Annotated in this window: 15 protein-coding genes; 2 read left to right on the top strand and 13 right to left on the bottom strand. The window is 47.2% G+C overall.

Annotated elements, in window-relative coordinates; all coding sequences use genetic code 11:
* Nucleotides 1-195 precede the first annotated feature (195 nt).
* Nucleotides 196-1179 (top strand): 2-hydroxyacid dehydrogenase, encoded by a 984-nt coding sequence (locus V7126_RS11025; protein WP_046131836.1) that lies wholly within the window; start codon nt 196-198, stop codon nt 1177-1179.
* On the opposite strand, the gene V7126_RS11030 is transcribed toward V7126_RS11025, so the two are convergent.
* Complete coding sequence (locus tag V7126_RS11030; protein WP_175075777.1) at nt 1176-1727, bottom strand: flavin reductase family protein; 552 nt, start codon at nt 1725-1727, stop codon at nt 1176-1178. The genes V7126_RS11025 and V7126_RS11030 overlap by 4 nt on opposite strands.
* A gap of 120 nt (nt 1728-1847) precedes the next feature.
* Between V7126_RS11030 and V7126_RS11035 the strand changes: the two genes are divergently transcribed.
* Nucleotides 1848-2543 carry an ArsR/SmtB family transcription factor gene (locus V7126_RS11035; protein WP_175075778.1) on the top strand — a complete coding sequence of 232 codons (696 nt, stop codon included), beginning with the start codon at nt 1848-1850 and terminating at the stop codon, nt 2541-2543.
* A gap of 26 nt (nt 2544-2569) precedes the next feature.
* Here V7126_RS11035 and V7126_RS11040 read toward each other — a convergent pair whose 3' ends face one another.
* The 12 genes from V7126_RS11040 to V7126_RS11095 form a co-directional block, all read right to left on the bottom strand.
* The gene (locus V7126_RS11040) at nt 2570-4498 is read right to left on the bottom strand and encodes an ABC transporter permease (protein ID WP_046131833.1); all 1929 of its coding nucleotides are present in this window, start codon (nt 4496-4498) and stop codon (nt 2570-2572) included.
* Entirely contained in the window at nt 4473-5252 is a 780-nt protein-coding gene (locus V7126_RS11045; RefSeq protein WP_046131832.1) for an ABC transporter ATP-binding protein, read from the bottom strand. Before V7126_RS11045 ends, V7126_RS11040 begins: the two co-directional genes overlap by 26 nt.
* An 85-nt stretch (nt 5253-5337) precedes the next feature.
* Nucleotides 5338-6408 (bottom strand): sensor histidine kinase, encoded by a 1071-nt coding sequence (locus V7126_RS11050; RefSeq protein WP_046131831.1) that lies wholly within the window; start codon nt 6406-6408, stop codon nt 5338-5340.
* Nucleotide 6409: 1 nt separating this feature from the next.
* Nucleotides 6410-7114: a response regulator transcription factor gene (locus V7126_RS11055; RefSeq protein ID WP_175075779.1), complete on the bottom strand. Its 705-nt coding sequence runs from the start codon at nt 7112-7114 to the stop codon at nt 6410-6412.
* A 163-nt stretch (nt 7115-7277) separates the two neighbouring features.
* A complete protein-coding gene (locus V7126_RS11060) occupies nt 7278-8036 on the bottom strand; it encodes an arylamine N-acetyltransferase (RefSeq protein ID WP_175075780.1) in 759 nt (252 codons plus the stop codon).
* 51 nt (nt 8037-8087) lie between these two features.
* Nucleotides 8088-8345, bottom strand: coding sequence for an HPr family phosphocarrier protein (locus V7126_RS11065; RefSeq protein WP_046131828.1), 258 nt, complete (start codon nt 8343-8345; stop codon nt 8088-8090).
* 22 nt (nt 8346-8367) lie between these two features.
* A complete protein-coding gene (whiA, locus tag V7126_RS11070; protein WP_048354984.1) occupies nt 8368-9318 on the bottom strand; it encodes a DNA-binding protein WhiA in 951 nt (316 codons plus the stop codon).
* A gap of 27 nt (nt 9319-9345) precedes the next feature.
* Nucleotides 9346-10299, bottom strand: a complete 954-nt coding sequence (locus V7126_RS11075) for a gluconeogenesis factor YvcK family protein (RefSeq protein WP_046131826.1) — start codon at nt 10297-10299, stop codon at nt 9346-9348.
* Nucleotide 10300: 1 nt separating this feature from the next.
* Nucleotides 10301-11191 (bottom strand): RNase adapter RapZ, encoded by an 891-nt coding sequence (rapZ, locus tag V7126_RS11080; protein ID WP_046131825.1) that lies wholly within the window; start codon nt 11189-11191, stop codon nt 10301-10303.
* 19 nt (nt 11192-11210) lie between these two features.
* Complete coding sequence (locus tag V7126_RS11085; protein WP_096891935.1) at nt 11211-11684, bottom strand: 8-oxo-dGTP diphosphatase; 474 nt, start codon at nt 11682-11684, stop codon at nt 11211-11213.
* A 389-nt stretch (nt 11685-12073) separates the two neighbouring features.
* Nucleotides 12074-13024 (bottom strand): thioredoxin-disulfide reductase, encoded by a 951-nt coding sequence (gene trxB, locus V7126_RS11090; protein ID WP_046131823.1) that lies wholly within the window; start codon nt 13022-13024, stop codon nt 12074-12076.
* 168 nt (nt 13025-13192) lie between these two features.
* The gene (locus tag V7126_RS11095) at nt 13193-14653 is read right to left on the bottom strand and encodes a tetratricopeptide repeat protein (protein ID WP_046131822.1); all 1461 of its coding nucleotides are present in this window, start codon (nt 14651-14653) and stop codon (nt 13193-13195) included.
* Between the last annotated feature and the right edge of the window lie 196 nt (nt 14654-14849).

The raw sequence follows: 14849 nt of genomic DNA on the forward strand, positions 1-14849 counted from the left end.
CTGACAGAGCGGACTTCTGAATTTATAGTCAAAAAAATGCATTAAAATAAATTAAAAAATTTCATTAATCGTCTCCGAGATTGAAAAATCGCATAAATGATCTGATAGTCCTGCATTTCTTAGCGAACTTCGATTTTTGCAGTATCGATTTTTCCTCTATAATGACAGTACAGCATATTTTGAAGGAGGATGCAGATGAAGCCGTTTGTATACGTTACAAAGCCGATTCCGAAAGAAGTCGAAGAGATGCTTGCCGAACACTGCACATATGACATCTGGACGTCAAGGGAGCGCATTCCGAGACGCGTGCTGCTTGAGAACATCAAGGAAGCTGAAGGCCTTTTAACATCTGGAACAAAAATCGACCGTGAATTATTATGCAGCGCGCCGAAACTGAAAATCGTCAGCAATAACTCCGTAGGGTACGATAATTTTGATATCGAAGCCATGAAAGAAAAATCTGTGATCGGCACGCATACGCCGCACGTCCTTGATGATACGGTCGCAGACCTCGCATTTGGGCTGATCCTTTCTACAGCGCGCCGGATCGCAGAGCTTGACCGCTATGTGCGCGAGGGAAAATGGACGAAGTCCGAAGATGATGAAAGTCTGTTTGGCACAGATGTCCATCACCAGACACTCGGAATCATCGGAATGGGGCGGATCGGCGAAAAGGTTGCCAAGCGGGCCGCATTTGGCTTTGACATGGACGTCCTCTATTACAGCCGAAGCCGCAAACCGGAAGCCGAGAAAAAAACCGGAGCGGTATACACCGATTTCAACGAACTGTTACAGCGGTCAGACTTCATCGTCCTGATTACACCGCTGACAAAAGACACGTTCCATCTCATAGGGGAACGCGAGTTTAAGCAAATGAAACAGTCCGCTGTTTTCATTAATATTTCCCGCGGTCAGACCGTTGACGAAAAGGCGCTGATCAAAGCGCTGAAAGATGGATGGATTAAAGGCGCCGGACTAGATGTATTTGAGAAAGAGCCGATTGAATCGGACAATCCGCTCTTAAGCCTTCCAAATGCGACGCTCGTGCCCCACATCGGATCATCAACCCGCATTACCCATGTCAACATGCTGAAAAGCGCCGTCAAAAACCTGATTGACGGCCTAGAAGGCAAACAGCCGCGCGATGTCGTGAAGGAATTAAAGGAGGACGGGCGCTAGGCTCGGAACGTTTTGCCGAGCTCCATCCCCAATCCGAAATAGTGCCGGAAATTATAAATCAGGGGACTCCACTTTTCAGGATCGATGTGGTTTGTCCCTTTGATGATGTTCTCATGAACATGCACGCGCACAGCCTTAGTTTCAACCACGGCAAAGAACGGCGTATGTTCGGGAATGCGGACCGTTTTGACCTCGGCTTCGATTTGAATCGGGCAATCGGCAACTCTGTCCGGTTTGACGAATTGAGATGGAGCCGGCGTCAAACCGCTGGCTGCGAACTTTTCTTTGCAATATGTGTAGCCGAGCCGTTTTTTCGCTTCGGGCACTGGATCTTTCCCTGTAAAGGCCGCCAGTTCCTCTACGTTTCTCCATAATGACGGGTCAGGCACATTGATCACGCACTGATTCTGTCTTTCGATATTTTCAAACGCTTTACCTTCCGTTGATACTCCGATGACCACACAGTCCCCGAGCGCCCATGAAGACGAAAGCGGGCTGAGATTCACAGAGCCGTCTTCGTTTTGCGTACTGAGCAAAATTACCGGCATCCCATAGTACAATATGCTTGGTTCGATTGTTCATGTTTTTTCCTCCTTATCTGTTTTGATTGTAATCCATTAATATATCGATTATCATCGAAATATGGATTACATATTGGAGGGATCGATATGAACGTTACCCCGAATATTGCAGAGGCAGCCAAGCTTATCACTGATCCGTCGCGCGCTGCGATGTTAACCGCTTTGCTTGATGACCGTTTTTATACTGCCTCCGAGCTTGCCGGCTTTGCCGGCGTTAAACAGCAAACCGCCAGCTTCCACCTTGCCAAGCTGGCTGACGCGGATATGGTGGTCAGCCAAAAGCAGGGACGGCACCGCTACTACCGGCTTAAACATTCGGAAACCGCCCGGATACTGGAAACTCTTCTTCTGGCGGCGCCGCCGGGGGAAATCAGGTCCTTCCGCCAATCAGCAGAGGACCGGGCGATCAGAAAAGCCCGGACATGCTACGACCATCTGGCCGGAACGCTTGGCGTGAAACTTGCCGAACAGCTCGTCAGCATGGACTTTTTAAAAGAAAATGAAGAAGCTTTTACCGTCACTGAAAAGGGCGAATCATGCTTCAAGGAACTTGGCATCGATGTACGGGAGGTCAAAAGAAAGCGCCGCTCTTTTTGCCATAGATGCCTTGACTGGAGCGAAAGGCGCTACCACTTGGCCGGCGCTTTAGGCTCCGCGCTGCTCGACGCCTTTATCCGCATGGGCTGGATCGAGCGCCGTCCGCTCTCAAGAGCCGTTTCCATCACGCCTAAAGGAGAAAAAGAGTTTGAACGCGTGTTCCATATTTCTATAAAAAAGAACTGATTCAATATTGAATCAGTTCACTTTTTTTATATATTCATATTCTTCATAACGGCCCGTTCATAGACTTTTCGAGTGATGATGTAATACGCCGCCTGAAAGAGAAAATAGATGCCTATGACCGTCACGGCGCTGAAAAACAGATTGGACTTGAGCATATTGCTTAGAGCCTTATACGCAAACGCAGCGTGGATGGAGCCTGCGACAAACGGAATGAAAAAGAGAAATCCCATTTGCTTTCCGAGAATTGCCCGGATTTCCTTTTTCGTTACGCCGATTCTCCGCAGCGCAAACACTTGAATCCGCGTATCTTCGATTTCGGTGAAAAGCCGCAAATACATCATGCTCCCTTGGACCACGAAAAACACGATGCTGATAAACAGCCCGATAAACAGCGTAAGCGCCGTCGCCTGCTTCATCACTTGATAGCCCGGCGCCCTGACCTGAAACGAATCTTTTTGCTCCTTCGGCACCATTTGCTCAAGCTTTTCAGATGCTTTGACTTGATGTTCCCAATCGTTAAGCTCATAGCCTATGATTCTCATCTGTTTGTTAAGGGGCACCGCTTCAGCTGCTTTCTCATACGCTTCCTGGTCGACGACAATTAATTTACTCGCTCTTCCCATATTGAAAAGAATTCCTTTATCCCGCTCTTTTTCCATTTTTAACACGAGGCTCTTCCCGGCTGCCGTTTTGATCTTCACGGGTTTCCCTGTTTCAAAATATCCCGTATTCCCATAGTGGAACGGAAGATTGATAAACGCCTCTCCCTTTTTCAATTGTGCCGGCGGGAGATGCTTTTTTTCGGCAGCCTTATCATAGTCTTTTTCAGAAATCATCACGCCTTCATTTTTCCGCTGTTTCGTGTTGAATGTGACAGGAATCCCCGTCACCTCGATTCGATACTGAACAGAGGCGCCCGCATCTTTAAGAGTGTCTTCCACCATTTCCGGTTTGATGACATGGTATGCCGAAGCGTCTTGCTCAACCCATGCCACGGCCTGCGAAAAGCCGGTTTCCCCCTGATTTTTCAGATCGGCGTAGAACATGTAGATAACACCTGTCGCCGTTAAAATCACGGCTGTAATGATCGACGTCAAAAACAGCATCCGCGCATAATCTTTCAGGCGAAACATGATATTGGAGCGGGTAATGATGTTCGTTCCGCTGTAAAAGCTTGTTTTATGCTTATACAAGCTGCGAAAAATCGCCACGCTGCTTTGCGTAAAAAAGAAATATGTCCCGATCAGGACAAGGATCAAAATCGGAAACACCCGAAAGACCATGTCAACCAACCCGGCCGTTGCCGCGATTGTATAACAGCCGGTGAGGCAAAGCACCGAAAGGACGGTGAGCCATTTGGAATAAGCGGGCATTCCTTTCGGCTGCTGTTTCGCTTTTAACAAGTCGATGATTTGAAGCTTGCGAATCCGCGTTAATGACAGAATCGTCAGCGTCTGAAAGAGGATGCCGAAGCCGGCTGCCGTGATAATCAAAGCCTTCGGAACGACCATAAACGAAATCGGAGCCTTTACATCCATCAAGGCCGTCATCGCCATGAAAAACAGCTTTGAAAATAAAAGCCCGATGCCGATCCCGGCTGCGATCGAAACGAAAGAAATGATCGTCTGTTCGTAATAAATCATTTTGCGCAATTGAAGCTTTGATGTACCGAACAAACTTAATAAACCAAATTCCTTTTTTCTCGCCTGCAAAAATGCGGAATTCGAATACATGATAAAAAAGACGGAAAATACGATAATAACCACTTCAGCAGCATAAAGGCAAACCTTTACAGTTTGTCCTCCGTAAATGTTATCCTCCGTTACATCGGGATGATAAATAAACGAAGAAAAAATAAAAAACACGGAAACGGTAAACACACAGCTTAAAAAATAAGCCAAATAACGCTGAAGATTGCCTTGAACGTTCTTACGGGCGATGGTTCTCATGTTCATGAAAATCACCTCCCAGGACGCTTAACGTATCAAGAATGCTCTGATAAAAATCCTGCCGGTTTGTCCCTTTGCGGATTTCCGAGAAAAATCTGCCGTCTTTAATAAAGACGATCCGTTCGCAAAAGCTTGCGGCGGTCGGGTCGTGGGTCACCATTAAAATCGTCGCTTGTTTTTCGCGGTTCAATTTCGTCAATGAATCCATCACTTGCTTGGCAGACTTTGAATCAAGGTTGCCCGTCGGTTCATCCGCCAACATGAGAGCAGGCTCATGAATCATCGCTCTGGCGCAGGCCGCCCTTTGCTGCTGTCCTCCGGATACCTCGTATGTGCGGTGATTGAGAATGTGGTCGATCTGCAGCGTTCCCGCCAGATCCATCAGTTTTTGTTCCATTTCCTTTAAGCGCACCTTATCCAACGCAAGCGGCAAAAGAATATTTTCCCTGATCGTCAATGTTTCAAGGAGGTTAAAGTCTTGAAAAATGAAGCCGAGCTCGCGCCTGCGGAATAAAGCGAGCTTATGGTCTTTCAGCTTGCCCGGATTTGTACCGTTAATAATCAAATCGCCGTTTGTCGGCTCGTCAATCGTCGCCAGAAGGTTGAGAAGCGTCGTTTTTCCGCTCCCGGAAGGTCCCATCACCCCTACGAATTCACCTTTCTCAACCGATATATTAAAATCGTCCAGCGCCTGATGCGAAAAGCCGCCTTTCTGCGAAAAATACGTTTTTGATAAATGCCTTGTTTCCAATATGTTCATTGTTTCCTTCTCCTTTTTTTCTTTTATTATAAAAAGGAGCGAAAACAACTCCCATCGAATTACCTTGCAAACCGGGCGGCCAACCTTACAATTCTGTCACATTGCCGTGAAGGGTGCTGCTCGTAAAGGAAACCGTCACGGCCGTTCCCTCTCCGGGCTTTGAAAGAGCGCTAAGCTCATGTCCCAAATGGCCGCAAATCTCTTTTGACAAATAGAGCCCCATTCCCGTCGCTTCTTTTTGCGTCCGCCCGTTTTCCCCGGTAAAAAAAGGAGCGAAAATGCGCGGAAGATCGTGCGCCGGGATTCCGATCCCCCGGTCTATAACAGAAACGGACGTCTGATCGCCCGTTTGTTCAACTGCAAATATAATCTCTTCCCCCTTTTGCTGGGGCGAATATTTCAACGCATTGTATATGATCTGCTGAAAGACGACTGTCAGCCATTTTTTGTCGCTGTAAACGATCACGCTCTCGTCCGGTGTCTCTAATTTCGGAAAGAGGCGCCGTTTGATAAACTGCCGCTTCTCCTCATTGATGATATCCCTCAGCAAGCGGACGACGTCTATTTTCTCAGGCTTCACATCAATCGCAAAATGGTCAAGCCTCGCCATATGAAGCATCATGTCCAATCCGCGGCGAAACCGTTCATTTTCCTCTTCAATATCACCGAGTACAGTGCGGAGTGACGCTGGATCAGACTGTTTTCTCCCCTCCTGTATAAGAAGCGAAATGACGGAGACGGGTGTTTTCATATGATGAATCCATTGATTGGTAAAATCGACGTGCTGCTGGCGCTGCCTTGAGTTGCGGGCAAGCTTTTCCCTGTATGATTTATTGATTTTGGCAATCAGCGAAGTCCAGATCCGCTGCTCTTCCGTTTGCGGATGATAGGCTTTAAGCGCTTCCCCCGTCTGCATCTCTGAGACGTCTAGATGCTGTTTTTTTAATTGAAGAAGAAAAGATCGCTGCCTGCCGTAATCGATGGCTAACCCCGCGATAAGAAAAGCGGTCATCAATACGAATACATAGCAGATGTTCGCTCCGGAAATACCGCCGTTCTCAAAAGCGCCGAGCCATACCGCGGCAACGGCAAAAACGATGCCCAGCAGCGAAAACAGAATGAGCCACGCCCGATCGCGTAAATATGTCTTGAACATCCTATTCATCCTTCCGATCCATAGAAAACCGATACCCCTGCCCCCGGACGGTTGCGATGGCATCGTCAATTCCCAGTTCACTGAGTTTTTTTCTTAACCGGTTCACATTGACGGTCAGCGTATTGTCATCAACGAACTCGATTTCGTCCCACAACGCTTCGAGCAGCTCGTCCCTCGAGACGATGCGGCCGTGCTCCTTCACAAAGATCGATAAAAGCTGAAATTCCTTTTGGGAAAGAGAGATGCGCTTGTTCCCGCATTCCGCTTCAAACCGATCAGGATATATGTACAAACCGCCGAGCTCCATCATCTGTGTCTCCTGATGGAGAGCGGATGAGTATTCGCCGTATGTCCGGCGCAGCACGCTTTTCATTTTAGCGAGGACAACCTCAAGGTGAAACGGCTTTGTCATATAATCATCGCCGCCATGCTCAATCGCCATTACCTGATTCAATTCATCAGTCCGGGCTGAAATGAAAATGATCGGCACATTGGAAACGGCGCGGATTTGCCGGCACCAATAAAACCCGTCAAAATACGGGAGGTTAATATCCAAGAGCACCAAATCGGCCTGTTTTTCGATAACTTCCTGTTTTATCCGGTCGAATTCTTGAGCCATGCTGACATGATAGCCGTATTTTTGCAAATGATTGCACAGTATGGAAGCGATCTGTTCATCATCCTCCGCGATGAATATGTTGTACATGTTTGTCACCTTTCATGGAAAATATGATTTACTGAGATGGGAAAGAAGGGCCCTGCGTGTTCACGCCGCCGCCAGAAACAGACGGTGCGCTTTGGATAGGCTGTTTCTTTTGCCGATCGAATGAACACGGCCGCGCCCGCGTCCCGTCTGCTTCCGGAATGTTTCAGTCAAAAAATGCGTCTTCAAAAATCTTCCTGAATTCCTCTTGTTGAATGGCTTCTTTTGAAATGCCGCCGTCTGAGTGTTTTGTTAAATGATCTTTCGACAAAATTAATTTTCCGTCTTTTGTCAGCTTGGACGCAAGCGGATTTTTGTTGAACGGCGAGTCTTCATGGTCAAAAATCGCATCGCGGACATCGGCAAGCACCGCTTCATCGATCGGCTCCAGCGTGAACGCATAGCCCGTCTGCCATCCTTCTCCTTTATCCATTTCAAGAAGGTAGTCTCCTTTTTCCGTCTTCGCTTTTCTGATGCGGTAAACGCCTGTTTTCGACGAAACGGACTCGCCTGTGAACGGAACGGGTTTCAGCGGAAGATTGGCCCCAAAACCGGTATCCAGAAGATAGGTCTCATTTCCTTCCTGAAGGATGACGGCGACGTGCGTTCCTGTCAGCGCCCACTTTCCTTCCTGAGGATGGAAGACGGTTCCCTGAACAAGCTGAACGGAAAAGCCGATTTCCTTCAGCACATAATAAAGAAAGGCGTTCAAATCATAGCACAAACCTCCGCGTTTGTTGTTCAGCAAGGCGTCCGTCAGGCTTTCTTTCGTCATCGGAATCCGTTCTTTATTCAAGACCGCCCCGTTTTCAAAAGGGAACTGCAAAGCAATCAAAGACAAAAACTCCGGCAGATCGGCAAAAGAAACGCCTTGACCCGGCGGGTATCCAATCCTTTTATATAATGCATCAAGCATAGCAGTCATCGCGAATCTCCTTTCCCATTGTGAATGAAAAAGCTAAACCCCGACGGGAGTTTAGCTTTCTTCCTGGACATAATCAGTCAATACCTTAAGGGCGTCTTGCTCATCGGTTCCGTCGGCGATCAGGGTGACCTCCGATCCGGTGCTGACGGCCAGACTCATCAGTCCCATAATGCTTTTGGCATTCACTTTCTTATCTCCCTTTTCTAGAAAAATGTCTGATTGGAAGCGGTTGGCTTCCTGAACAAACAATGCTGCAGGACGCGCCTGCAGTCCCGTTTTCAAACGGACTTCCACTTTTTGTTGAACCATGCGATCTCCCCCACTCCCTGCATTATTTTAAAGAAACCGGCTGTCCCAGCCGCAGCTGTTCGGCAATTTCGTCCAATTTTCTAAGACGGTGATTGATGCCCGACTTGCTGATTTTTCCGCTCGCGACCATTTCCCCAAGCTCTTTTAAGGTCACTTCCTGATAGTCGATGCGGAGCTGTGCGATTTCCCGCAGCTTTTCGGGCAAAGCTTCAAGACCGATTTTCTCATCGATGAATTTAATGTTTTCCACCTGTCTGAGAGAAGCGCCGATCGTTTTGTTTAAATTTGCGGTTTCGCAATTGACGAGGCGGTTCACCGAGTTCCTCATGTCGCGCACGATCCGGACGTCTTCAAAGCGAAGCAGAGAATTGTGTGCGCCGATCACGTTTAAAAATTCGGTGATTTTCTCGGCTTCCTTCAGATAAGTGATATATCCCTTTTTCCGCTCAAGCGTTTTGCTGTTTAAGTGAAACTGGTTCATGAGCCTGCATAATGAGTCATTATGCTCTTTGTACAGCGAAAAAATTTCGAGATGGTACGAAGAGGTCTCAGGATTGTTGACAGACCCTCCGGCCAAAAAAGCCCCTCTCATATAAGATCGCTTGCAGCACCTTTTTTTGACCAGTTCCTCTGAAATGTTTCTCACGATGACAAAGTTCTCTCCGAGTATTTTTAAATCTTCAAGGATGAACTTTGCGTTTTCGATCAAACGCACGATGTAGACGTTATTTTTTTTCAGTCTCATCTTTTTTCGAACCAACAGTTCGACCGAAACCTCATATTGTTTTTTGATCAATGTATAAATTCTTCTTGCGATGGCCGCGTTCTCGGTTTGGACATCGAGAACAACCTTTCTGTTTGAAAAAGAAAGTGAACCGTTCATCCGAATGAGGGCGGAGAGTTCCGCTTTCGCGCAGCAATCCTTGACTTCCAGGTTTGTAAGTTCTTTTTTCGTTTCCGATGCAAATGACATGTTTAGACACCCCCATTCCAAGGCCTGCTATTCTTTTAACAAATCAACAAGAAGCGAAGCGACTTTATGCGTATCATGGCGGATCACGCCGTTTTCATACGTCACGATTTGATCTTTGATCACTTCAAGTCCCATGCTAGACAGAACGTCTATGTTGAACTGAACAGGCTGGGCCGATTCTTTTGCGTATCTTTCCCGAATATCTTCCGGGATTTCCTCTGAATTGACGAGGATCGTATCAATAAAAGGTCCGCCCATGTGCTGATTCAGGGCGTTTACGTGATCGGCAGCGCTGTAGTACAGCGTTTCTCCAGGCTGTGTCATCACATTGCAAATATAGACCTTTTTCGCTGATGCGTTTAAAATTTCCTCTCCGATCTTCGGGACGAGCAGATTGGGCAAAATGCTCGTATAGAGGCTGCCAGGCCCGAGAATGATCAGATCGGCCTCCCGGATCACTTCGATCGTTTCCGGCAAGGGCTCGATTTTTTCCGGGGTTAAAAACACCCTTTTAATCCGCTGTCCGTAAGAAGGAATCGTCGATTCGCCGGATATAATCCGTCCGTCTTCCATCTCCGCATGAAGCACCACGCTTGTATTTGCAGCCGGGAGAACTTTTCCGCGAACATTTAAAACTTTGCTCATTTCGGTAACGGCGTGAAAAAAATCACCGGTTATATTCGTCATCGCCGCCAAAATTAAGTTCCCCAGCGAATGGCCGATTAAATCGCCGCCTTTTTTAAAGCGGTGCTGAAACAGGTCTTCGACGAGCGGCTCCACGTCCGACAATGCAGCCAGCACGTTCCGGACATCGCCGGGCGGGGGGATTTTCAACTCGTTTCTCAAGCGTCCGGAGCTTCCCCCGTCATCGGCGACCGTCACGATCGCCGTGATGTCTACAGGCTGATGCTTTAATCCCCTCAGCAAAACGGAAAGACCTGTCCCGCCGCCAAAGATCGCGATTTTTTTCTGATCTGCCATGCTATTTTCTGCTTTTCTTCTCAATGTCCCGGTGAGTAACATGAGTATAGTAGTCTTTTTTAAAATAATCGGCAATGTATTCAGCAAGGGTCACAGAGCGATGCTGGCCCCCTGTGCATCCGATCGCAATGACAAGCTGGCTTTTTCCTTCGCGTTTGTAGGAAGGAAGCATAAAGCCCAAAAGATCCGTCAGCTTCTCAAGGAACTTCTGCGTTTCGCTCCACTTCATCACATAGGAGGACACTTCCTCGTCCCTTCCGGTCAGCGGCCTCATGCTGTCGATATAATACGGATTCGGAAGAAACCTCACATCGAATACAAGATCAGCGTCAATCGGAATCCCGTATTTAAATCCAAACGACATGACATTGACTGTAAAAGTATGGCGGCCGTGATCGTCCGCAAAATGCTGGACGATCTTTTCCCGAAGATCCCTCGGCTTCATATCGGATGTGTCGTATATGATTTGCGAGCGGCCTTTCAGCTCCTCCAAAAGCTCGCGTTCCGTTTCGATTCCTTCAAGCGGCAGTCCCGTCGTGGCAAGAGGGTGTGACCGCCTTGTCTCTTTGTAGCGCGAAACAAGAACCGAATCCTTTGCATCTAAAAACAAAATACGCGGCGTGATCCACGATGTTTCCCCGATTTCATCGAGAGCCTCGATCAGCCTGTCGAAAAATTCGCGTCCGCGCAAATCCATGACAAGGGCCACCTTGCTCATTTTTGAACTTGATTCCTTCATCAGCTCCAAAAATTTCGGGAGCAGAGACGGCGGCAGATTGTCCACACAGAAAAAACCGAGATCCTCAAAGCTTTGAATCGCAACCGTTTTTCCTGCGCCTGACATTCCAGTTATAATGACCAGCTGAATTTCGTGGCTTCCATTCGCACTCATGCTTCTCCCCCCTAGTTTTTTATTCGCCCTGCGGGTCCAGACGGTAGGACAGCAGTTCAAAATCCGGCGTATACGTAAATGTGCCGTGAAGCAGTCCGCTGCCCTTCAGCATAAAATCAAGGATATGACCATCACCCGGCGCCATCGGCAAATTCTCTATCTCTCCTGCCTGATGCCACTGAATGATCCCTTCTTCAGACTCCTCTACAGGACTTCCTGTATAATGATCGGCGACGAACGTGAACATCATCCATTCTGATACAACCTGATCATTTTCTTTTATGATAAAGGTGAATATTCCTTTTAATTGCGGGTTTAATACGTATAAGCCTGTCTCTTCGCGATATTCCCTGATGACGGCATCCCTGACCGTTTCCCCGCTTTCCATTTTCCCGCCCGGGGCGACCCACCAGCCCCGGCGCGGTTTTTTCAGCAAAAGGACTTGATCATCTGAAATCAGCACACAATTCGTCACTCTTTGCAAGTCTGTCACCCATCCTTTAATTCCAACAATTCTTTTTCTTATTATACCGTTTCCTGATCCCGCTCACAATGAACATGCAGTCCAACTGTAAAAATCGGTTTTTCCGGGCCGCCGATTCTTTTGCCTGGTTCCTCTCATGCCTTCAGGACGCGAATGGAAGCGTTTGCGAAAAAACTTCTTTTCTTCTATTTTACAGCAAAATCCTGATATTCATGTTGTAAATATGAACAAATTGTGAAAATATGTAAAAATTACCCTTGCATAAAAAAAGGGCACGGATCGAAAATCCGCGCCAAAAAATTCATTATAAAAGGGGGTCAATTACTGATTTAATCATAACCAAAAATTGTTTCACTGGTGTTACAGACCGATTAAATCACGATGACGATTAACGGCCGTTATTTTACAGCCTTTTCTTTTTCCTTCAGCTCTTCAATATAATGCTGAACGCTCTGTGCGGCGATGCTTCCGTCACCTGTTGCAGTAACGATCTGGCGGAGCGATTTTTCGCGGATGTCGCCTGCTGCAAAAATGCCTTCGGCTTTCGTCTCCATGCGCTCATTCGTTACGATATAGCCTTCATCGTTTGTGATGCCGAGGTTTTTGAACGGTTCTGACAGCGGCAGCATGCCGATGTAAATAAAGACGCCGTCCGTACGGAATTCTTCTTCTTCGCCGGTAACGGTATCAACGAGCGTCACTTTGCCGACTTTTCCGTCTTGTTCATGAATTTCCTTGACCGTCTTGTTCCAAAGGAAATCGACTTTTTCATTGTCAAACGCCCGCGCTTGAAGAATGCTTTGCGCTCTCAGTTTGTCGCGGCGGTGTACGATCGTTACTTTTGAAGCAAAGCGCGTCAAGTAGACGCCTTCTTCCACTGCGGAGTCTCCGCCGCCGACAACGACGAGCTCTTTGTTTTTAAAGAATGCGCCGTCGCATACCGCGCAGTATGAAACCCCGCGGCCGCCGAGCTCTTTTTCGCCGGGAACGCCGAGTTTTTTGTATTCAGCGCCGGCCGCAATGATAATGGAGCGCCCTTTGAACTCTTTTGATCCCGCTTTAACGATTTTATACTCATCGCCGTTTACGATTTCTTTAATGTCTCCGTACGCATACTCCGCACCGAACTTCTTCGCGTGTTCAAACATTTTATTGGAAAGTTCGGGTCCAAGAATGCTTTCAAATCCCGGATAGTTTTCCACATCCTCCGTGTTGGCCATCTGTCCGCCGGGCACCCCTCTTTCAACCATCAAGGTTGACAGGTTCGCTCTTGATGTATAAACGGCCGCTGTCATTCCTGCAGGACCCGCTCCGATGATGATGCAGTCATAAATTTTTTCTTCTGACACAATGTTCACTCCTTCATGAATCTTCTTGCTGCTTACGCCGGCAAGCAGTCCATTTCTATAAGATTCCCTTCTTGATTCTTCCTTACCCATATCCTATAAAATATCATGAATAAGCGCTATATTTTTGCTCAAAAAACAAAACAGGATGAACCAAGGTTCAGCCTGTTGTTAAAGATGTTCTTTTAATGTACGTTCGTATTTTGAAAGCGTTCCTGGCGAAATTCGGAAAAGCCTTGCCGTTTCGGCTTTCGTCAGACGCTCCTGATGCTCTGTTTTCCAAATGAAGTAGATGGCCGCGGCCAACCCGTCGGCGTTTTTCAGCTGAAGCCCGTAAGCCCTGATTTGCTGAATGACATGAAATATCCAAAAACACATCGCTTCCTGTTCGATCGCGGAACGGTCGGCTTCTTCGATCGCTTTCGCTGTTCTGTATGCGAGACGAGCGTCTTTTGAGGTGACGGCCGTCCCGTTTTCGCCGTACAGCACGAGCCTTACAAACTGATCTTCAAACGACGTTTTGGCCATTTTGGAATCGAGCACGGCTTTCAGCAGTTCTTTTTCCCCTTTTCTCCCGCTTAGGTAGTATGCGGCAAGGCGTTCCTCAAGCGGCCGCTGAACAGGGACTTTTTCGATCCGTTCTTTCCACGGCTCCATCCGTCCGGCAGAAGGATGCTCTTCCTGCATTTTTTTCCACACGGTCTGGGCAAACTGAGTGCGCCCGGTAAAATATGCGGAACAGGCAAGCCAGTAGTAAAAGGTTTCGTCTCCTTCAAATCCCATGCGATAAAGAGATTTGAGCCATTTAAACCCGAGGTCGTACCTGCCGACAAGCGAAAGCGTCGCTCCGAGCTTATACCTCTGCTCAAGCAGCATCGGATAAATATTGGACAGCTGCTGAGAAAGCGTTCTAACCTTTTCGTCTTTTCTTTCATAATGGTAGAAAATAAGAAGATTGCAAAGCGCATGCAGATTGCCGTGGCTCTTTTCCAAAATGTCATAAATCGTCGTCTTCGCTTTTTGGATATCGCCGGCGTAAAAATAGGCAAGCGCCAAGTTATTGTAAGCCGACCAAAATTCCGGATAATCGGCAATGATTTCTTCAAGTATCTTGATCGATTCCTGAAGCTCTCCGCTTTCCAACAGCGATTTCGCCTTGTCCTGCTTGAGGATTAAATCATCCTGGTCGTATTCCGAGTAGCCTGAATCATCTTCTCCCATATCCAATAAATCAAGGAGCTCCGCATTTTCCGCGCTGAACTCGCCGTTCGGATCTTCCTTTAAATAAGTTTCCGCCGCCTTGTAGGCTTCCTGGAAAAGTCCGAGATGAGCATAGTTGTTCGCTTTAAAATAGTAGCACTCGGTCATTTTTTCGTTTATATTTTTTAGAATGAAGTCCAATAGTTCATTTGATTGCTGGTAATAGCCCATCTCTGTATAAATGACGGCAAGCTGACTCAGCATGCCCGTATTTTCAGGTTCAAGAAAAATCGCCCTCTGTATGAGCTTGCTCGCGCGGGATAAATTTCGCTCTCTGTAAGCTTTGAGCCCTTTATGATAAAGATATTGTCCATCCTGAAAAAGCTGAACAATTCTCGCTTTTTTATGATCTTCAGAAGTGTACTTTCCCACAGATACCCTCCATTTCAAACTGTATACCGTGAGTAGTATAACATAGTTTCTCGTAGGCTTAACAGAGCAAAAACAAGGTTTCAAAAATTTTCTCTTCATTTTCCACTTTTGGCTTATCCATTCCTTACATTTATATTGGCTGATCGCTTATTTTTTAATAAAAAAACCCAAACTCATGATGATCTGCACCCTGTCA

This window comes from Bacillus sp. JJ675 (genome assembly GCF_036963165.1).
GTDB classification, from domain to species: domain Bacteria; phylum Bacillota; class Bacilli; order Bacillales; family Bacillaceae; genus Bacillus; species Bacillus glycinifermentans.

Coding starts and splice junctions, on each gene's coding strand:
- V7126_RS11055 (WP_175075779.1), bottom strand. CDS start 7,114: ATGTACAACATATTCATCGCGGAGGATGATGAACAGATCGCTTCCATA.
- V7126_RS11040 (WP_046131833.1), bottom strand. CDS start 4,498: ATGAACATGAGAACCATCGCCCGTAAGAACGTTCAAGGCAATCTTCAG.
- rapZ (WP_046131825.1), bottom strand. CDS start 11,191: ATGAGTGCGAATGGAAGCCACGAAATTCAGCTGGTCATTATAACTGGA.
- V7126_RS11050 (WP_046131831.1), bottom strand. CDS start 6,408: ATGTTCAAGACATATTTACGCGATCGGGCGTGGCTCATTCTGTTTTCG.
- V7126_RS11060 (WP_175075780.1), bottom strand. CDS start 8,036: ATGACTGCTATGCTTGATGCATTATATAAAAGGATTGGATACCCGCCG.
- V7126_RS11065 (WP_046131828.1), bottom strand. CDS start 8,345: ATGGTTCAACAAAAAGTGGAAGTCCGTTTGAAAACGGGACTGCAGGCG.
- V7126_RS11045 (WP_046131832.1), bottom strand. CDS start 5,252: ATGAACATATTGGAAACAAGGCATTTATCAAAAACGTATTTTTCGCAG.
- V7126_RS11035 (WP_175075778.1), top strand. CDS start 1,848: ATGAACGTTACCCCGAATATTGCAGAGGCAGCCAAGCTTATCACTGAT.
- whiA (WP_048354984.1), bottom strand. CDS start 9,318: ATGTCATTTGCATCGGAAACGAAAAAAGAACTTACAAACCTGGAAGTC.
- V7126_RS11025 (WP_046131836.1), top strand. CDS start 196: ATGAAGCCGTTTGTATACGTTACAAAGCCGATTCCGAAAGAAGTCGAA.
- V7126_RS11030 (WP_175075777.1), bottom strand. CDS start 1,727: ATGCCGGTAATTTTGCTCAGTACGCAAAACGAAGACGGCTCTGTGAAT.
- V7126_RS11075 (WP_046131826.1), bottom strand. CDS start 10,299: ATGGCAGATCAGAAAAAAATCGCGATCTTTGGCGGCGGGACAGGTCTT.